The following is an 18,460-nucleotide window of genomic DNA, read 5'->3' as shown; positions in this document are numbered from 1 at the left end:
CTCCAAAGATGGGTTGCACTGATGGCTGCTCAGTAGGCTGCGACGACCGGCCAGCGGATTTCGATACCTTCCCGGACGATTTCCCTCTGGAAGTCGTGGAGATGTGCGTCATTTTCCTGGACCTGGTGAGGCTTCAGCCCCTTGTCGAGGCAATGAGCTGCGAGCATGCCGGCCGCTTCGCCGATGTTCCATTCGACGGGGTGCAAGCGATAACAGCCGTTGGTGATATGGGTTGTGCCGATATTCTTGCCGGCCGCGATCAGGTTCGTCATGCGCTGTGGCAGCAGGGCGCCGAGCGGAATCTCGAAGGGGCAGGACGGCACGTCGATATAGTTGTCGCCGCCGGTCGAGGGGTGCAGGTCGATGCGGTACATGCCGATGCCGACGCTGTCGCGATAATTGACCGCGCCCTTGTCACCACGCACCGCATAGGAGAGGTCCTGCTCGGTGATACGGGTGATCGGTTTGATGCGGCGGCTCTCGCGGATATAGGGGGCCATCGCAAGGCCATGTTCGGTGCCGGTGATGTCCCCACGCAGCCGCAGGCCCTGATAGCCCTGGCCGCCATCGATACGCGGCGCCTCCGTCTGCAGCCAATAGAAGACCGAATAGGAAAGATCGGCCGCCGATTTCAGATGCCGTGCCTTATCCTCTTCGGACACGTCGATGATCGTGCCGTCCATGTAATCGATCATCGGCCAGTTCACGAAGCAGATGTCGGACTGGTAGAAACCGGGCTCAAAATTGCGCCGTGCAGCAATGCGGCGAAAGAGCCAGAGATTTTCATCGCCGCCGCCCTTGCGCTGATCGGCATCAACCAGCAGCGGATTGTCGTCGACATTGGGCGTGAAACCGCGGGTAGTGAATTCCAGCGTACGCGGATGCGGCGCGGTAAAGCCAAGCAGCGGGCCGCCCCAGAAATGCGGCTGGTACTTGCGCCAGTAGTCGTAATTCTCCGGCTTGTCGATCGTCTGGTCGCCGTCGACGCAATCGACTGCAAAGCAGATCGACACGGCCTGGACGTTGTCCGGCTGCCTTTGCGACGGCGCACTTGGCTCGCCGGTGTCGGATTGCGCCTCGAAACCTTTGACATAGTCTGTACCGGTCATCGGCAACAGGTCGCCGAGCTCGGTAGCATCAAGGATATAGTCGGCCGAGATGACGATCTCGCGTTCGCTATCGCGGTGGCGCACGGTAATCGAGCGCACGCTGTCACCCTCGACATCGGCAGCGACGGGACGGTAGGGCTGCAGCACCCGGAGACGACCGGCGCCGCGATAGGGCATCAGCATCGCTTCCATGACTGCAAGGCTGACGCGTGGCTCAGCACAGATGCGGCTCACCCAGCCGCCGCCGGGATTGAGATCACCCCAGGCGCGGGCGCCCTCGGTCAGCGGATAATTGTCGCGATAATATTGCCGCACGCCGTTGCGCAGCTTGCGGTAGGAGCGGGTTATACCGAATTGTTCGACCCAGGTATGTTCGTCTGATGGCACAGCCTGACTGGTCAGCTGGCCACCGATCCAGTCGAATTCCTCGGTCATGATGACGCTCTTGCCGGCCCGGCAGGCGCCAACTGCCGCCGCCACGCCGCCGAGGCCGCCGCCCACCACCAGAATATCCGCTCGCATCTCTTTTGCCGCCATGTCTGTCACGCTCTCAGGTCCGTTTCTTGGCTGGTCCGAGGGTTTGCCCCTCGACCGGTTCGCAGGTCAGAAGAATTTGTTCGACGGGCGCGGCATCCTCGATGCGGCGCACCAGCATCGCGGTCGCCTGACGCCCCATTTCCTCGCGAGGAATGTTGAAGGAGGTGAACTGCACATGGCTGCGCTCGGCGCGCACATGACTGCCGAGCACCACGACCGAGAAGTCGTCCGGAATGGACAGACCGCGTTCGCGGGCGGCTGCTTCGACACGTACCGCATCGGCCAACTCGACGAAAAAGACCGCGCTCGCGCCGCTCTCTACGATCGCATCAAGTGTTTCGGCAGGACCCCGGCCGACCTCGTCCACATGCAAAACCACTTCCGCATTTCCGGTGGTCGCGTCTGAAAAACCGCGCCAGCGGTCGACGACGGACTCAGCCGATCCGCTCGGACCAATGAAGGCCAGCCGGCCATGGCCGAGAGAGCGTGCCTTGTCGACCAGCGCCCGCGTGGCGCTGGCATAATCGCCGCCGACGTAAGGAACGGGTCCGCCTGCGTCCTCACGTCGGCCGATCGCCACGAATGGATAATCACCGGTTACAAGCCGTTTCAGTTCGGCCCGATCAAATTCACGGCCGAGGACAAGGCAGCCGTCAGCGATCCGCAGCCGATTGCCATCGGCAAACATCTTGCGCTCACGGCCGACACCGGCGCCGGTCAACAGCAGCAGGTCGTAATTCTGCGCCTGCGCCTCTTCCTCGATACCGAGCAGGAAGGGCGCAAAAAAGTCCGCCTGCTCGCTCGGAAAGGCCGGCTCGTAGGTGAAGACGCCGAGAATGCGATTGAGACCCTTGGCCATCCGCCGGGCGATCGGATCGGCCACATAGCCTGTCGTGCGGATGACCTGCTGGACGCGCTCACGGGTCTCCTGGGGAATGCGAGCCAGGGCTGTCGGCGCACCGTTCAGCACAAGCGAAACGGTTGCCTGGCTAACGCCCGCCAATTTCGCAATATCGTGCTGAGTCAAGCGCTTAGTGCCCGCCACGCTGCATCCTCCATATCTCCTCTTGACTGCTAATGCGTATTAGCAGCTAATACGTATAAACAGGATTTGACCGATTGCTGTCAAGCGCGAAAATGTGAGTCGATCGATGACGTTTGCAGAGCATTTGAAATCGCTTGGATTTTCCGGAATCCGCGTGTTCGGCGACAGCATCAGCGCCGGGTTCAATGCCAGCCATCCGCATCTGGCCTGGCCGGCGCTGTTTGCGGCCGAGCTAAGCGCATTGACGCTCCGCAATCATGCGATCCCAGGGACGGTGCTGCAGGCATCACCGCTTGCCGACGGTAGAGCCCGAGCAGACAACGGCGTCAGCAGGTATGCCGGCGCCCTGCTCGATGCCTCGCATCGCGACGCGATCCTCATCCTTTACGGCTATAACGACGCCCGCTACATGGCTGCGCCTGACAGCATGAACGCCAAGAGCTTCAGTCGTGACTATGCAAATATGCTGGAGAGACTGATCGAAGCGGGGCATGCGGAAAGACTTGCGATCGGCAGTCCGCCCTATATTCCCGACAGCGGTTTCTCAGTTGGAAGTGCCGGCTTTACCGGCCAGACACGCCAGGGCTTTGAAGTCTATGTCCGCGCCGTGCGCGAGCTGGCGCAGGCTTTTCGCATCTTCTATGCACCTGTCTACGAACAGATGAAAGCATGTGGCGATGGCGCACTGGCGTCGCCCGATCTAACGCACCCCAATGATGCCGGTCATCGCGTCATCTGCGACGCGTTTAGACATGCCATCATTCATGAGAAACCGGCTTTGGCCCCGGGCGAGACTTTGGGCCGAGCATGAGACGTTGGAAATCGGCGAGGCTCTCTCTACGGGGAGAAGATGCCGACGGGAAAGAGGTCGAAGCGACCGGCAGACAACCGGTCGCTTGCCTCAGGCTTTCAACGCGCGTTGTATTTTGCGTCGAGTCCATCGATGGCGGAGACATTGCCGGCCGAACGGCCATTCTGGTCGAATGTCTGAGCGAGGAACGCGTCGGCGATCGACTTCGCGAGCTCAGGCCCAATGACACGCGCGCCCATCGTGATGATCTGCGCGTTGTTGGAAAGGGCGGCACGCTCGGCCGAATAAGTGTCGTGCGTCAATGCAGCGCGGATGCCAGGCACCTTGTTGGCCGAAATGCAGACGCCGATGCCGGTGCCGCAGATCAGGATTGCCTTGTCATAGGTGCCGTCGATCACGCCCGAGGCAACGCGATCCGAAAGGTTGGCATAGAACGGATCGAGCCCGTCGTTGATGCGCGACACTTCATGGACATCGAACCGATCCTTGAGGTGTTCGGCAAGCACCTTGGCGAGACCTTCGCCGGCACTGTCTCCAGCAATTGCAAGCTTCATCTTTTTTCTCCTTGGAGTTTGGTGGCACATTTCGCGAGGATGTCGAGATAGCCCTCGACGTTCCAGGCGGAACGGCCGATGAAGAGTCCGTTGATATGCGGGCTCGAAATCAGTTCCTCGCAGTTCTGCGGATTGACCGACCCGCCGTAGAGGCAGGGGATTTTTCGCCCGAGTACGGCTTCAGCAACCGCAATGATCTCGGCCTGTCGGGCATCGGCATAGTCAGCCGTTGCCGGAATGCCTCTTTCGCCGATCGCCCAGACAGGCTCGTAGGCAAGCAGGATTTCCGCCGATTTCTGTTCGTCGGACAGCTTCGACAAGGCCCCGCGCACCTGGACTGCGAGAATTTCCGCGGCTTTTCCGCTCTCCCGGTCGGCAAGTGTTTCGCCGATACAGATCAGCGGGATCAGGCCGTGGCGAACCGCCGCCTCGGTCTTCAGCCCGACAGTCTCGTCCGTCTCTCCGAAAAACTCCCGCCGCTCCGAATGCCCGAGCTCGACGATATCGAGATCGCAATCCTTCAGCATCAAGGGGGAGATTTCGCCCGTCCAGGCGCCCTGGTCCGCCCAATGCATGTTCTGCGCACCGACCTTGACGGAGGTCTTCGCAAGCATGCGCTTGACCTCCCGCACAGCTGTAAACGGCGGGATCACGAAGCGCTGGATGTTAGGATCGCGCATAGCATCGGCCGCCTCGAGGCCGCGGGCAAAATGCTCGGCCTCGGCGAGCGTCTTGTTCATCTTCCAGCTGGTGCCAATCCAGAAGCCTGGTTTCTCCGTCATGCCTGATCCTGCGCTGGTGCGATGGTGAGCTTGATACCCACCCGATCGAATTCGTCGAGAACAGCGGCAGATGGCGCGCTGTCGGTGATAACAGTGTCGAAATCAGTCAGATCCGCCATGACATGCAGCGCCGTGTGGCCGATCCGCTGGTGGTTGACCAGGAGGCAGCTCCTGGCCGAAGACGCGATCATCGCCCGCTTGGCGCGAACGACATTGTCGTCCATGTGATAGGCGAGCCTGCCGCTGACCGCGGGCGTCGAAATGAATGCGATATCAGCCCTCAGACGTGACAGCGATTCCTCCGTAACGACGCCGAGATAGGCGTTGAACTTCGCGGAATAGATGCCGCCGAGTGCAATCAGGGTGATACCGTTCTCGCCCTTCAGCCGTTCCATGATCGCCGCATTGTTGGTGATCACCGTCAGCGGTCGCTTACGCAACAGCATCTCGCCGAGAACCGCAGCCATCGATCCGTCATTGACCATGACCGTCATGCCCGGTTCGACAATGGCCAGCGCTTCTTGCGCCATCGCAACCTTGGCTTCCCCGCCCTGACGCTCGCGAATGCGAAAATCGCTCTCGAATTGCGTTCCGGCATCGATCGTCGCGCCACCGCGTACCTTACGCAGGACACCCGCCTGCTCGAGGTCGTCGAGATCGCGGTGAATGGTCATCTTCGAAACGGAAAAACGTTCAGCAAGATCATCCACTTCGACGGTCTTGCCCTCGACAAGCAGATTGACGATCAGCTGCTGGCGTTCTTCCCGTTTCATTGTTCTCAATCCTGATTACCAACAAAGTAACACAAAAATTGTGAAAATCAACGATTCACAATGTTATTATGTGACAAATGTTCGTTACCAAACGTCAGGCAAGAAGGGCTCGCGCGGTGCGTTCGTCCGTAATCAACCCATGCAGGCGTCGGCTGCGCAGGATCGCCCGTATCGCCGCCACCTTGGCCTGTCCGCCTGCCAGGGCCACGAGGCGTTCCTTCGTCGTTGTCGGAAAAGATGCCGAAAGGGTACGCCCAGACAGTGCTGTATCGAGGATTTGGCCGTCCGCGTTGAAAAAGTGACCGAGTATTTCACCGACGCCGCCCGCGGCAGCGATATCTTCGATCTCGCCCGGCTCGACCAGGCCAGAGAGCACCAGCTGGGCCTCGGCGTCCACCGTACCCAGGCCGACGAGCTTCAGGTCGGCGTCATTGGCGAGATCGAATACTTCCTTGACGCCACGCTGTGCCCTCAGCACCTCTCGGTCCTCGGCGGTATTGGCGAAGAAGGGAACCGGCATGACATAGGCATGCGTGCCGGTCTTTTCCGCGATACGGTGCATGACGTCGTAGGGATTGGCACCGTAATTTCGCGTGAGACCGCCAAGCAGAGAAACGAAGCGTATGTCCTTCGCATTTGTCCGCGGCATATACCGAACGGCAGCCGAAAGCGTGCGGCCGTGGCCAAGGCCAATGACTGCGTGATCACCGTGTTCGATCTCGCGCTTCAGATAGCCGGCTCCCGCGTGACCGAGCGCGCGCAGCGGCAAGCCCTCTTCGCCAAGATCGGGTGCTACCTCGCAATATTGCAGTCCGAAGCGTTCGGCGAGCTGCGCCTCCAGTTCGACGCATTCGACGATATCGCCGTCGATCGTGACCTTGACGACACCGTCGGCAACGGCCCGCGCGATGAGCCGATGCGCCTTCACCGAGGGTATGCCGAGGCGCCGGGCAACGTCGGACTGTGTCAATCCGCCGGCGTAATGAAGCCAGGCGGCCCGCACGGCAAGTGTATCATCGGCATCCGTCATCGCCGCACCCTTCCCATTTCTTCGACGGCTATACCGCCTGACAACAAGCAGCCCTTGTAAATCGCCGGCTCATATCTTCAAGTCCGCGGCGCCGGTGTCGATATGCGGCGCCCAGAAGGCGACGCTTTCGGCAATCTGCGCGATAACCTCGCGATCATTCGGCTCGCGTTCCTTGAAGGAAAGTTCGAGACAGATCTCGTTGTCATGGGCACCGCCTGCCGCGAAAGCCTTCAGCAGCGGGGCGGGTTGAATCCGCCCTTTGGCATTGAATTCCGCCGTGAACGGGCGGTGGCCGCCCTTGTCCATCAGGCTCTGCTTGATGTGGATGATCGGCGACAGCTTCGGCACGGCCCGCGCCCAGGCATAGGGGTCATAGTCGTCGGGATTGTCGGAAGTGACGTCGCCGTGGTCGATATCGGCCATCATCCACATCGGCACCGCCATATCGGCAGCGCTCAATCGCGCCTGCAGCGAAAGGCAGGATTGGATCGTGTCACCGAACTCACGGCCGATGCTCATCGGCTCCCAGAAGATGTAGGAAAGACCGGCGGCACTGGCATGGTCTGCGACTTCGCACCAGCAGTCGATGGCGATCTTGGTCAGCTCCTCGCGCCGGCTTGCGTCGTCGAAATCCTTGTAGGTGAAGATCGCAAATTGCGTTCCGACGGAATGTCCGCCGAGATCGGCAGTAATGTCGGCAAAGGTCTTGAACCAGTCCACGTAATAGCGGCGGACCTCGGCATCCGGATGCCCGAAATGGTTCAGCCGTCCATACGGTCCGGTCATGCCCGAGGTAACGCGAACGCCAGTACGTGCCAACGCGGCTTTCATCTGGCGAGTCAGGCGGCGGATGACAGGGGCTTGCCAGCTTGGATTGATGAATTCGTGCGTCAGCTGGAGATCGCGGATGCGCAGGTCTCGCGCCACCGTCTCGATCAAGTCGTCGGGGTCGGCAAAACGGTTCACAAGCGGGTTGGTATTCAGCGAAAGCGAAAGCGGCATCAAGACCTCCTCAGGCGGCGGCAAGATGGGATGAAGCAAACCAGTCGGCAAAGGCTGCCCGTTCTGCCTCGCTCAGATGCAGGTAGTGCTTGGTGCGGCGATAGAGGACGTCCTCGGCGGTCTCCGCCCATTCGTTGGCGGCGAGATAACGGGCCTCCGCCTCATAGAGCTGCCCGCCGAAATGGCGGCCAAGTCCTTGCAGGTCCGTTGCCCCCGCAATCAGGTTCTTCGTACGCGTGCCATAGAGACGGCCATAGTGATGGACGAGCTTGCGCGGCATCCACGGATAGCTGTCACGCAGGCTGTTGGCGAAGGTCTCGTAGTCGGCGTTGGGCATGTCCCCGCCCGGCAGCGGTGCCTTTTCCGTCCAGTCGCCGCCCATGTTCGGGAAGATGTGCCTGAGTCGCTGCATGCCGCGTTCGGCAAGCTCCCGGAAAGTCGTGATCTTGCCGCCGAAGACATTGAGAAGCGGCGCTCCCCCGGTCTCATCAAGATCGAACACATAGTCGCGGGTCACCGCTGATGGATTGCCCTTGCCGTCGTCAAACAACGGGCGCACGCCCGAGAAGCTGTGCAATACGTCCCGGCGGTGCAGCTTCTCCTTGAAATAGCGGTTCACCGCCTTCAGCAGATAGTCGATTTCCGCCTCATCGGCTGCCACATCCTCGGCTCGGCCCTCATAGGCGATATCGGTCGTTCCGATCAGCGCCTTGTCGCCTTCGTAAGGGTTGATGAAAATGACGCGTTTGTCGTGATTCTGAACCAGGTAGGCATTGGAACCGGCCCAGAATTTCGGCACGATGATGTGGCTGCCCTTGACGAGACGCACATTGCGGCTGGAGTTGGAGCCGGCGACGCGGTTGATGATGTCGGTGACCCACGGGCCGGCGCAATTGACGAGACATCTGGCGCGGAACGTCCGCATCTCGCCGCTGGTGCTGCTTTTCGTCGTGATCGTCCATTGGCCGTTTTCCCGGCGCGCCGACACAGCCGGCGAGCGGGTTAGCACCACGGCGCCCTTCTCGGCAGCGCTCACCGCATTCAACGTGACGAGGCGGGCATCGTCCACCCAGCAATCCGAATATTCGAAGCCGCGCGTATATTGATCGAGTATGGGCGTGCCTTCGGGATCGCGCAGCAGATTGAGCGTGCGGGTGCCCGGCAGCTTCTTGCGGCCGCCGAGATGATCGTAGAGGAAAAGGCCGAGCCGGACGAGCCAGGCGGGGCGATCCTCGGGACTGTGCGGCAGCACGAAACGCATCGGCCAGATGATGTGCGGAGCCGCATTGAGCAGCACCTCGCGCTCGATCAGCGCCTCCCGTACCAGTCGGAATTCGTAGTATTCCAGATAACGAAGGCCGCCATGCACGAGCTTGCCCGAGCGGGAGGAGGTGCCCTGCGCCAGGTCGTCCTTTTCACATAAGGCGACTTTCAAGCCGCGCCCGGCAGCATCGCGGGCAATTCCCGCGCCGTTGATGCCACCGCCGATGACGAAAAGATCCAGGATTTCGGGTTCAGTCATGTCATGCTCCCTCGGATGCCTTTTGCATCAGCGATTCATTTTGCGGACGCCGCCGCCGCGGCTCTGGCCAATGCCTCCCAGGCAGTGGGCATGGCCTTTCGGATATCGGCATAGGCGGAAAAAAGGAGATCGAAGCGTGCAGCTTCCTCACTGACCGGCACTTCGGCTTCGCCGAGCAGTGGCGTGACCCAATCGGCGATGCAATCGTCCATGGTCCTGTAGGCGCCGATCGCCACAGCAGCCATCATCGCAGCACCTGCAGCTCCGGTCTCTTCGCGACGCGACAGGCGGATCGGCGCCTTGAGCGAGGCGGTGAGCGAACGGCGCAGCGCGCTCGAACGCACGGCGCCGCCGGTGACGCGCAGTTCGTCCGGCATCTCGCCCATGGCCGCATAACAATCGCGCGTCGCCAATGCCAGACCTTCGACAACCGCGCGAACGAGGTCCGGAAACCCATGACGGACCGAAAGACCGGAAAAGCCTGCCCTGGCCTGGGCATTGACGAAAGGTCCACGCTCCCCGGCCTCGGAAATATAGGGGTGATACACGACCGATCCGGGCTGGCTTTCGAAAAACCAGCAGTCGATCCTGGCGACGAGCTCGGTGTGAGTGGCAGGTTTTCCGGCCTCCGCCATCAGATATGCAGCCATCTCAAGCAGCCAGTCGATATTGATCGTCGCACCCATATTGGTCTGCACCTGGGTAACGGTATCAGGGATCGGCAGGGCAATGACGTAGCCCGTGCCCTCTCGGTTGAGATGGACGTCAGCCACTGGCTTTGCACGCAGATGCACACCGGTCGAACCAATCGTCGAACAGGCTGCATTACGCCCGCCGCTGCGAACACCGGCACCGAGCGCGGTCATCACCATGTCGACGTAACCAAGACTGACAGGCGTGCCGGCCAGCAGGCCGCAGGCCCGCGCCGCTTCCGCCGTCAGCGGATGGCTGATCTCGGTTCCATCGACAATCTCCGGCAGAAGCGTGCGGCGATGCGTCAAGCCGAGGGCGTCAATGGCAACGGGCGAATACAGCCGGGTTCTGAAATCACCAAAGGTAAAGCTTGCCTCGGAAGGGTCGGTCGCCCGCACACCGGTAAAATTGAGATAGAGCCAGTCCTTGCAGTGCAGCGCCGTTTCCGCTCCGTCCAGAAGCTCTGGCGCCACCCGATCCATATGCGCGAGCTGCGCGCCCTGCTGGCAGGTATTCAGTCCCGTGCCCGTCTGCTCGAAACGCGCCCTGTCCGTTTCCTGGCCGGCAAGGGATACCACAGTCGGCGCGGCACGCGCGTCGAGCCAGAGCCAGGCATCGGCGACAGGCTGATTTCCAGAACCGACCAGCCATGTTCCGTCCCCCTGCCCCGTCACCGCGATCGCCGCGGTGCGCGACGCAAGACCCTCAACCTTCTCGCCAAGGCCGCGAAGCGCGCCGACACAATCCTGCCATGTCTGCGCGAGCGACTGCGTGGCCGAACCATCACTGCCGCTTGAATATTTGTTGCGAACCGATGCTGCGGCGATCTGGCGGCCGGAAAGGTCGAAGGCAACCGCCTTGATGACCGAAGTTCCCGCATCGATACCAATGATGACTTGGCGGCTGACGTCCATCACGGATTATCCGGCAAACACGTCGAACATTGCGAGGGGTAAAACACGCGTCGAATTCATCTCTCATCCTCCTGGTCGGCACAACCAGCAAAGGTTGCAGGCGACCACATTTCGAATTCACGAGCAAGCCGGCCGGCGCGCAGTCCCGCCTTTGATATTCGATACTTTTCGGAGCGCCCGCGCGCTTCATCAAGAAGATAACACAAAGATATCATTGGTACAGTAAGTTTTTTCTCGCAATGAAATTTTTTTCAGATAAAATAATAGCAATCTGTTCGATGAGCATCGAGAGCCGCCTCGACTATCGGCGACACTGGCGTCACGGTGTGGGCACGGGCGTCAGAATAATTTATCTTCTAATATCAATTATCTAGAATAACATAGCCTGCCGGATGAGCGCATTCGCAGTCGGCACGGACCCCGGGGGAAAGACTCTTTTTCCGGACGCCGATCACGCTTTGAATGTCATGTTATCAACGTCAGTTCATAAAACTCCTGTTGACAGACGAACAATTTGATAACATGATTTTTGACAGAATTACCATTTACCTATCATGCAGGCATTGCTGCTGAGGGATTTGCGGTCCGGGCGATTGAAGGAGACAAGCGCCTGTCCCGACACGTAGGAGGTACGGATGCACAATCTTTCCGGCTATCATCACGCCACAGGCAGCGACCGGCGAGACAGGGTCCCGAATATTCGCGTGCTTCTCGGAGCATGCCGTCTTCGATGAAGCAGCCATAGGCTTTGCCAACTTCCTCCCGCCTTCGCCGTAAATCCGACCAGCCGCAAAGGTCGCCAGCAATGAATACTCAGCCCGCCCACGCAGCCTCCGCGCCAGGCAAAGGCAACTTGAAGATGATCGTCACCGCCCTTGCGGCTATCGTGGTCATCGGCGCCATCGCGCTCGATACCACGGTTGTGAAGATCGGCTCGGAAGACGACGTCAGGCAGCAGGCATTTTCTCCGGAAGCCTTTGGGGCGGAGCAGTTCCCGAAAATCCAGGCGGATGTCGAAAAGCGAGCGGTGGCTGCGATTGACCTGGCGACGGCAATCGCTGCCGACAAGAAGGCGGCCGGCGAGAAATACGGCGTTGCCACGAGCACAGGCCCGGTCATCCCGGTGACACTGACCGGCACCTTCGGTGAACGCAAATCCAATACCAACGAAATGAAGATCGACGGACTTCCCCCCGAGACGGTGGTCCGTGTCCAGACCGGCCCTGCGGTCAATGGCACGGACCTCCGCGATGCCACGGGCACAATTCACTTCGGCCAGTTCACCAATCAGATCCAGTATCAGGACGCCGGGTCGGCCATCAACAACGAGATGAAGAAGGCCGTCTTCGCCGGCCTTGATCCGGACCAGCTCAATGGCAAGACGGCAACCGTCGTCGGCGTCTTCAGACTCATCAACCCCAAAAACTGGCTCGTTACCCCGGTCAAGGTCGACGTCAAATGAGCCAGTCGACCCCCACATCAAAAGGCCTTGGCGAGGTGGTCCTGGCCGCCCGCAACATCGCAAAAACCTACGGTAGCGTGCATGCCCTCAAGGGTGTCAATTTCGATATCCGTCGCGGTCAGGTCACCACGCTGTTCGGTGAGAACGGCGCGGGCAAATCGACGCTGATGAAAATCCTTTCGGGCGTCGTCCAGCCTACGTCGGGCGAGATCATTCTCGATGGTGCGCCGATCAGCTTCAACTCTTCGACCCACGCGCGCGACTGCGGCATCTCGATCATTCACCAGGAACTCAGCCTAGCTCCCAATCTCAGCGTGCGCGACAACATCTTCATGGGCCGTGAGGTCATCAAGAGCGGCGTGGTAGACTTCGCGGAAGAGGAACGCCAGACGCGCCTTTTGATGGAGGCATTGGAAGAGGAGATCGATCCGCTGACCAAGGTGGAGGATCTTCGTCTCGGCCAGCAGCAGATCGTCGAAATTGCCCGGGCGCTATCCGTCAATTCGCGTATCCTGATCATGGACGAGCCGACGTCGGCGCTGAGCGCCACGGAAGTGGAGGTGCTTTTCAGGGTTATCCACGACCTGACCAATCGCGGCGTGTCGATCGTCTATATCTCGCATCATCTCGAGGAGGCGCTGCAGATCACCAACCACGCCGTCGTGCTGCGCGACGGTACCATGACCGCCTATGCGCAACGCAAGGACATCGATCTCGAATGGATCGTGCGAAACATGGTGGGCGACAACTTCGATCTCGGCAGCCCGCCTGAAGGTTATACCTTCGGTAAGCCTGCACTTTCAATCGACAACCTCACCGTCCCGGGTCCCGCCGGATCAGCCTTGAATTCCGTCGACCGCTTGTCGCTGGATGTGCGCGCCGGGGAGGTCGTCTGCATCTACGGTCTCATGGGCGCCGGCCGCACCGAACTTCTGGAATGTGTCGCCGGACGGTTGCGCGCCAGTGGCGGCACCGTCAGGCTTGAAGGCCAGGATGTCGGGCATCTGAGCATCGCCGGACGCATCGCAAGCGGCCTTGTGCTGGTGCCGGAGGATCGCCAGCGCGACGGCCTCGTCCAGACGATGACCGTCGGCTCCAACCTCTCGCTCGCCAGCATCGGCGCCTTTACCAAAGGGCTGTTCACATCCGGCCGTCGCGAGCGCGAGCTTGTCGATGCCTCCATTCGCAAAGTCCACGTCAAGACCGATGGTGGCGAGGCGGCCATCGGTTCGCTGTCGGGTGGCAATCAACAAAAGGTGGTCATCGGCAAGATGCTGGCGACAGACCCGAAGGTCATTCTTCTCGACGAGCCGAGCCGCGGCATCGACATCGGCGCCAAGGCGGAAGTCTTCAAGCTTCTTGCCGAACGCGCCCGGCAGGGTCTAGCCGTCATCTATTCGACTTCCGAGGTCAACGAGTGCCTGAGCATCGCGCACCGCATCATCGTCATGCATCGCGGCCGCATCTCGGCTGAATTCGGTGCTGACGTCACCAAGGAAAAGATTATGGCCGCTTCCGGCGAAGCCGTGGTCGCGCACTAGCCCGGAATTATGGAGCACTGATCATGTCAGTCACGAACATCACAGAAAAGCAGTCAGTGTCGCATGGGCAAAAGCGCAACATCAACCTCGTGCGCCTGATCCTGGAAGGCCGCGCCTTCTTCGCTCTGATCGTCATCATTGCGGTCTTCTCGTTCCTGTCACCCTATTACTTCAGCCTGAGTAACTTCCTGACCATGGCCTCGCATGTCGCGATCTTCGGCATCCTGGCGATCGGCATGCTTCTGGTGATCCTGAATGGCGGCATCGATCTTTCGGTCGGCTCGACGCTCGGGCTCGCGGGTTGCATTGCCGGCTTTATGATGAAGGGTGTGACGCTGGAAGCCTTCGGCGTCATTCTCTATCCGCCGGTGTGGGCCGTCGTGGTTATCACCTGCGTCCTCGGTGGCGTCGTCGGCGCGGTCAACGGCGTGCTGATTGCCTATCTGAAGGTACCCGCCTTCGTCGCCTCGCTCGGCGTGCTTTATGTCGCCCGCGGTGTCGCGCTGCTGATGACCAATGGCCTGACCTACAACGATCTCGACGGCAGCCCCGAACTCGGCAATACCGGCTTCGACTGGCTCGGCTTCAACCGCCTCGCGGGCATTCCGATCGGTGTCATCGTGCTCGCCGTGCTTGCGATCATCTTCGGCATTGTCCTCAGCCGAACGGCGTTCGGCCGCTGGCTTTACGCCTCTGGCGGCAACGAACGCGCTGCCGATCTCTCGGGCGTGCCGGTCAAGCGTGTCAAGATCATCGTCTATGTGCTTTCTGGCGTCTGCGCGGCAATTGCCGGTCTGGTCCTGTCGTCGCAGCTGACCTCCGCCGGCCCGACCGCCGGCACGACCTACGAATTGACGGCGATCGCAGCCGTCGTCATCGGCGGAGCGGCCCTGACCGGCGGGCGCGGCACCGTTCGCGGCACGATGCTCGGCGCCTTCGTGATCGGCTTCCTGTCGGACGGGCTCGTGATCATCGGCGTCTCGGCCTACTGGCAGACCGTCTTTACCGGCGCGGTCATTGTTCTCGCCGTCCTCATGAACAGCATCCAATACGGACGCCGGACAAAATCGTCCTGACGTCAGCAGAACTTATCCGCGACGGCAACTGGATTTCCAGAGGGCCGATCGCGGAAAGCACCGCCGGTTTCCGGCAGCACCCGAACTCACAAATGGGAGAGAGACTATGTTTAAGAAAGGCGTGCGCATTCTTCTGGCAGCCGCGGCTGTCGCCCCGATTCTCGTCAGCTCCGCCTGGGCGGCAGGCCAGATGACGATCATCGTCAATGATCCGTCCAACCCCTACTGGCTGACGGAAGGCAATGTCGCCAAGGCAACAGCCGAAAAACTCGGCTACACGGCCACGGTCAGCGCGCATAGGGGTGACACCAACACGGAAAGCAACCTGATCGACACTGCCATCACCAACAAGTCGGTCGCCATCATCCTCGACCCGGCCAATGCCGACGGCTCGGTCGGAGCGGTGAAGAAGGCGGTTGCTGCAGGCATCCCGGTCATTCTCGTCAACGCCGAGATCAACCAGGAAGGCCTTGCCAAGGCACAGCTCGTTTCGAACAATGCACAGGGTGCTGCGATCGGCGCGCAGCAATGGGTCGAAGCAGTCGGCGACAAGGGCAACTATGCCGAACTCCTTGGCGCGCCATCCGACAATAACGCTGCCACCCGCTCGAACGGCTACGAAACCGTCCTGACCCAGTATCCCGACCTCAAGAAGGTCGCCCAGGAAGTCGCCAATTGGGACCGCACCCAGGGTCACAACAAGATGCAGTCCATATTGCAGGCCAATCCCGACATCATCGGCGTGATCTCCGGCAATGACGAAATGGCGCTCGGTGCCATTTCGGCCCTGAAGGAAGCTGGCAAGCTCGCCAATGTCAAGGTCGGTGGCTTCGACGGTTCGCCGGATGCGGTCGCGGCGATCAAGGCCGGCGAATTGCAATACACCGTCCTTCAGCCCGTCGCCGTCTTCTCCGAAGAGGCCGTCAAGCAGGCTGACAGCTTCATCAAGACGGGCAGCACCGGCGCCAAGAGTGAAAAGCAGCTGTTCGATTGCCTGCTGATCACCAAGGACAATATCGACAAGTACACCGGACCGTTCGTTCTGGCCCAATAATCAGGACGGAGGGCGCCCATCCGGGCGCCCTCCTTCGACCCTTTCAACCACATCAAGCCGCTTTCGCCTTCTTTGCCTTGGCATGGCAATCACTATACGAAGCTGGGATATGGAATTCAGCGACAAGGGTGACCCGTGACACAGAAGACCAATCAGGGCGATGAGCTGCTCGACCAGCTGACCAGCGACAGCCGTCAGACGCGTCAGGTCGCGCGCCGGCGCATGATCGCGGAGGCCGTGATGAGCGAAGGTTCGATGCGCATCGAAGATCTGACGGATCGCTTCGGCATCAGCCTGATGACGGCGCATCGCGATGTGGATGAACTCGTGAGCCGCGGGATCTTCCGAAAAACACGCGGCATCGTTACGGCGGCAGCCACCAACCTTATTGAATCCAGCGATGTCTACCGTTCGAGCCGGCAGTCGGCGGAAAAGAAAGTGATTGCCGAAGCTGCCATGCAGTTCGTCGAACCGGGACAGGCCATCTTCTTCGACGACTCAACCACCGTCCTGCAGATGGCATCGCATCTCTCCTCGAAGGTGCCGATCACCGCGATCACCAATTCGCTGACCCTGATGAACGCGCTGACCGGCATGCACGACGTTACGCTGCTGGCGCTTGGCGGCCAGTACTACAACTGGTGCAATGCCTTTATGGGACGCATGACGATCACCGAGATCAAGGGCTTGCGGGCGGATATCGCATTCATTTCCATGTCGGCCATCAACGACGGCATCGTGCTGCATCAGTCACCCGAAACCGTCGATACCAAACGCGCCATGTTCGACTGTTCCGTCAAACGCATCCTGCTTGCCGACCACACCAAATTCGAGCGGCGCGCGCTTCACAGCTTCGCGTCGCTCGATGAATTCGACGTCGTCATCGTCGACGACAAGACCCTCCCCGTTCACATCGATCGGATGCGGTCCAGGGATATCAACGTCGTCGTTGCCAGGACCGGCCACGAGCGCATGTGACCGGACCGCCCGGTCACGACAGAAAGGTGAATGTGCATGCCGAGCCTTCTCGGGATCGATAGTGGACTGACCGTCACGAAGGCTGTCATTTTCGATATCGACGGCACGCCGATCGCAGTCGCCCGGCGGCGCGTCAGCCAGCTCATTCCGAGGCCGCGTTTCGTGGAACGGGACATGCGCGAGTTGTGGAGCGCAACGGCTGAGGCGATCCGGGAAGCGATCGCCCTCAGCGGCCGCCCGGCAAGCGATATCCAGGCCGTGGCGGCGACGGCGCATGGCGATGGCATTTATGTGCTGGATCAGACAGGTGCGCCGCTTGGCAACGGCATCGTGTCGCTGGATAGCCGGGCGGGCGATATCGTCGATCGATGGACGAAGAATGAGGTCTCCGACGAGGCGATTGCTCTCACAGGTCAGGTGCCGCACGTCTCCGCCCCCTCGGCGCTGCTCGCCTGGATCCGGGACCATGAGCCGGAACGGTTTGCACGTATCGGCCATATCATGAGCTGCAAGGACTGGCTCCGATTTTGCCTCACCGGCACCGTTGGCACCGATCGCACCGAAGCAAGCACCTCATTCACCGATGTCGGGACACAAGACTATAGCGTGGACGCCCTGCGCCTCTTCGGTCTGCAGGCGCTTGCCGATGCTCTGCCGCCAGCCTCGCGCTCGGACGAGATCGTTGGACGAATTACCGCCGATGCAGCGCGCTTGACCGGCCTCTTGGAAGGCACGCCCGTCGCGGCCGGATTGCACGATGTCACCGCCTCGGCGCTCGGCGCGGGTGGTTATGCCGACGGCGTCGTTGCCGTCATTGCCGGCACCTATTCGATCAACGAGACGCTGTCTTTTGAACCGCGCGTCGATCGACGCTGGTTCTGCCGTAATGGAATTGCACCGGGCGTCTGGAACAGCATGTCGATTTCGCCTGCATCGAGCGCGAACTACGAGTGGTTCATCGAAAAACTCTGCAGCCGCGAATGGACAGACTGCGAAGCCAAGGGCACGTCCATTCACGCTTTGCTGGCATCCGAGATCGACGCGGCTTTTGACCGGCCATCGCCCGTGCTTTTCCATCCCTATCTTTTCGGGTCGCCCTACGGCGCATCGGCAAGCGCAAGCTTCTTCGGGCTCGGCGGCTGGCATGACCGCGGCGACATGCTGCGGGCCGTCATGGAAGGCATCGCATTCAACCATCGCATCCATGTCGACGCGCTGCGCGACGGTTTCGCCTTCAAGGAAGCACGGCTTGCCGGCGGCGTGTCACGCAACCCCGCAGTCGCGCAGATGTTTGCCGATGTGCTTGCGATGCCGGTGACCGTGACCGGCACCGATGAAGCCGCGGCCTGGGGCGCCGCCATCTGTGCCGGCGCAGCCGCAGGTCTCTATCCGGACCCACAGAGAGCTCCAAAAACGGACAAGCAGGGCAAGACCTGCGAGCCGGACGGCGCCCGCAGCGCCGAGTATGAGAAGCGCTACCGGCTTTTCCTCGAAATTGCAGAAACAATGACGCCGCTTTGGCCGAAGATCGCCGGCCTTGCGCAGGATAGTGCGGCAGCGGCCGCAGTTTAGGACGA

The 18,460-nt window shown here is 60.7% G+C and carries 16 protein-coding genes; 7 read left to right on the top strand and 9 right to left on the bottom strand.

Annotation, left to right across the window (positions count from 1 at the left end; all coding sequences use genetic code 11):
• Window positions 1–29: 29 nt before the first annotated feature.
• A complete protein-coding gene (locus tag FHT93_RS25195; protein ID WP_113212949.1) occupies window positions 30–1,631 on the bottom strand; it encodes an FAD-dependent oxidoreductase in 1,602 nt (533 codons plus the stop codon).
• A 28-nt stretch (window positions 1,632–1,659) separates the two neighbouring features.
• Window positions 1,660–2,691, bottom strand: a complete 1,032-nt coding sequence (locus FHT93_RS25190) for a LacI family DNA-binding transcriptional regulator (RefSeq protein WP_183849978.1) — start codon at window positions 2,689–2,691, stop codon at window positions 1,660–1,662.
• A gap of 106 nt (window positions 2,692–2,797) precedes the next feature.
• Here FHT93_RS25190 and FHT93_RS25185 point away from each other — a divergent pair, with 106 nt between their 5' ends.
• Window positions 2,798–3,502, top strand: a complete 705-nt coding sequence (locus FHT93_RS25185; protein WP_183849976.1) for an SGNH/GDSL hydrolase family protein — start codon at window positions 2,798–2,800, stop codon at window positions 3,500–3,502.
• Window positions 3,503–3,600: 98 nt separating this feature from the next.
• On the opposite strand, the gene FHT93_RS25180 is transcribed toward FHT93_RS25185, so the two are convergent.
• From FHT93_RS25180 to FHT93_RS25150, 7 genes are all read right to left on the bottom strand, one after another.
• Window positions 3,601–4,056 carry an RpiB/LacA/LacB family sugar-phosphate isomerase gene (locus FHT93_RS25180; RefSeq protein WP_183849974.1) on the bottom strand — a complete coding sequence of 152 codons (456 nt, stop codon included), beginning with the start codon at window positions 4,054–4,056 and terminating at the stop codon, window positions 3,601–3,603.
• Entirely contained in the window at window positions 4,053–4,838 is a 786-nt protein-coding gene (locus tag FHT93_RS25175) for a triose-phosphate isomerase (RefSeq protein ID WP_113208609.1), read from the bottom strand. Before FHT93_RS25175 ends, FHT93_RS25180 begins: the two co-directional genes overlap by 4 nt.
• Window positions 4,835–5,611 carry a DeoR/GlpR family DNA-binding transcription regulator gene (locus tag FHT93_RS25170; protein WP_113208610.1) on the bottom strand — a complete coding sequence of 259 codons (777 nt, stop codon included), beginning with the start codon at window positions 5,609–5,611 and terminating at the stop codon, window positions 4,835–4,837. Before FHT93_RS25170 ends, FHT93_RS25175 begins: the two co-directional genes overlap by 4 nt.
• Window positions 5,612–5,705: 94 nt before the next feature.
• Window positions 5,706–6,641, bottom strand: a complete 936-nt coding sequence (locus FHT93_RS25165; RefSeq protein ID WP_113208611.1) for a sugar-binding transcriptional regulator — start codon at window positions 6,639–6,641, stop codon at window positions 5,706–5,708.
• A 69-nt stretch (window positions 6,642–6,710) separates the two neighbouring features.
• Complete coding sequence (locus tag FHT93_RS25160; RefSeq protein ID WP_113208612.1) at window positions 6,711–7,643, bottom strand: TIM barrel protein; 933 nt, start codon at window positions 7,641–7,643, stop codon at window positions 6,711–6,713.
• A 10-nt stretch (window positions 7,644–7,653) separates the two neighbouring features.
• On the bottom strand, window positions 7,654–9,165 hold the full coding sequence (locus FHT93_RS25155; RefSeq protein ID WP_183849972.1) for a glycerol-3-phosphate dehydrogenase: 1,512 nt from the start codon (window positions 9,163–9,165) through the stop codon (window positions 7,654–7,656).
• Between the two features lie 35 nt (window positions 9,166–9,200).
• The gene (locus FHT93_RS25150; protein WP_183849970.1) at window positions 9,201–10,772 is read right to left on the bottom strand and encodes an FGGY-family carbohydrate kinase; all 1,572 of its coding nucleotides are present in this window, start codon (window positions 10,770–10,772) and stop codon (window positions 9,201–9,203) included.
• An 805-nt stretch (window positions 10,773–11,577) separates the two neighbouring features.
• On the opposite strand from FHT93_RS25150, the gene FHT93_RS25145 reads away from it, so the two are divergent.
• The 6 genes from FHT93_RS25145 (at window position 11,578) to FHT93_RS25120 (ending at window position 18,455) form a co-directional block, all read left to right on the top strand.
• Window positions 11,578–12,234: a DUF2291 domain-containing protein gene (locus tag FHT93_RS25145; protein WP_113014561.1), complete on the top strand. Its 657-nt coding sequence runs from the start codon at window positions 11,578–11,580 to the stop codon at window positions 12,232–12,234.
• Complete coding sequence (locus FHT93_RS25140; RefSeq protein WP_183849968.1) at window positions 12,231–13,775, top strand: sugar ABC transporter ATP-binding protein; 1,545 nt, start codon at window positions 12,231–12,233, stop codon at window positions 13,773–13,775. Before FHT93_RS25145 ends, FHT93_RS25140 begins: the two co-directional genes overlap by 4 nt.
• Window positions 13,776–13,798: 23 nt before the next feature.
• Entirely contained in the window at window positions 13,799–14,851 is a 1,053-nt protein-coding gene (locus FHT93_RS25135) for an ABC transporter permease (RefSeq protein ID WP_183849966.1), read from the top strand.
• Window positions 14,852–14,957: 106 nt separating this feature from the next.
• Complete coding sequence (locus tag FHT93_RS25130; RefSeq protein ID WP_183849964.1) at window positions 14,958–15,905, top strand: D-ribose ABC transporter substrate-binding protein; 948 nt, start codon at window positions 14,958–14,960, stop codon at window positions 15,903–15,905.
• Window positions 15,906–16,040: 135 nt separating this feature from the next.
• On the top strand, window positions 16,041–16,883 hold the full coding sequence (locus FHT93_RS25125) for a DeoR/GlpR family DNA-binding transcription regulator (RefSeq protein WP_113014564.1): 843 nt from the start codon (window positions 16,041–16,043) through the stop codon (window positions 16,881–16,883).
• 36 nt (window positions 16,884–16,919) lie between these two features.
• The gene (locus FHT93_RS25120; protein ID WP_183849962.1) at window positions 16,920–18,455 is read left to right on the top strand and encodes an FGGY-family carbohydrate kinase; all 1,536 of its coding nucleotides are present in this window, start codon (window positions 16,920–16,922) and stop codon (window positions 18,453–18,455) included.
• The last annotated feature ends 5 nt before the right edge of the window (window positions 18,456–18,460 follow it).

The organism is Rhizobium sp. BK379 (assembly GCF_014193955.1).
Taxonomy (GTDB): domain Bacteria; phylum Pseudomonadota; class Alphaproteobacteria; order Rhizobiales; family Rhizobiaceae; genus Rhizobium.
The sequence above is the reverse complement of the archived record's forward strand: the minus strand, read 5'-3'. Positions and strand labels throughout refer to the sequence as shown.

Coding starts and splice junctions, on each gene's coding strand:
- FHT93_RS25120 (WP_183849962.1), top strand. CDS start 16,920: ATGCCGAGCCTTCTCGGGATCGATAGTGGACTGACCGTCACGAAGGCT.
- FHT93_RS25195 (WP_113212949.1), bottom strand. CDS start 1,631: ATGCGAGCGGATATTCTGGTGGTGGGCGGCGGCCTCGGCGGCGTGGCG.
- FHT93_RS25145 (WP_113014561.1), top strand. CDS start 11,578: ATGAATACTCAGCCCGCCCACGCAGCCTCCGCGCCAGGCAAAGGCAAC.
- FHT93_RS25135 (WP_183849966.1), top strand. CDS start 13,799: ATGTCAGTCACGAACATCACAGAAAAGCAGTCAGTGTCGCATGGGCAA.
- FHT93_RS25170 (WP_113208610.1), bottom strand. CDS start 5,611: ATGAAACGGGAAGAACGCCAGCAGCTGATCGTCAATCTGCTTGTCGAG.
- FHT93_RS25160 (WP_113208612.1), bottom strand. CDS start 7,643: ATGCCGCTTTCGCTTTCGCTGAATACCAACCCGCTTGTGAACCGTTTT.
- FHT93_RS25175 (WP_113208609.1), bottom strand. CDS start 4,838: ATGACGGAGAAACCAGGCTTCTGGATTGGCACCAGCTGGAAGATGAAC.
- FHT93_RS25165 (WP_113208611.1), bottom strand. CDS start 6,641: ATGACGGATGCCGATGATACACTTGCCGTGCGGGCCGCCTGGCTTCAT.
- FHT93_RS25140 (WP_183849968.1), top strand. CDS start 12,231: ATGAGCCAGTCGACCCCCACATCAAAAGGCCTTGGCGAGGTGGTCCTG.
- FHT93_RS25130 (WP_183849964.1), top strand. CDS start 14,958: ATGTTTAAGAAAGGCGTGCGCATTCTTCTGGCAGCCGCGGCTGTCGCC.
- FHT93_RS25185 (WP_183849976.1), top strand. CDS start 2,798: ATGACGTTTGCAGAGCATTTGAAATCGCTTGGATTTTCCGGAATCCGC.
- FHT93_RS25150 (WP_183849970.1), bottom strand. CDS start 10,772: ATGGACGTCAGCCGCCAAGTCATCATTGGTATCGATGCGGGAACTTCG.
- FHT93_RS25155 (WP_183849972.1), bottom strand. CDS start 9,165: ATGACTGAACCCGAAATCCTGGATCTTTTCGTCATCGGCGGTGGCATC.
- FHT93_RS25180 (WP_183849974.1), bottom strand. CDS start 4,056: ATGAAGCTTGCAATTGCTGGAGACAGTGCCGGCGAAGGTCTCGCCAAG.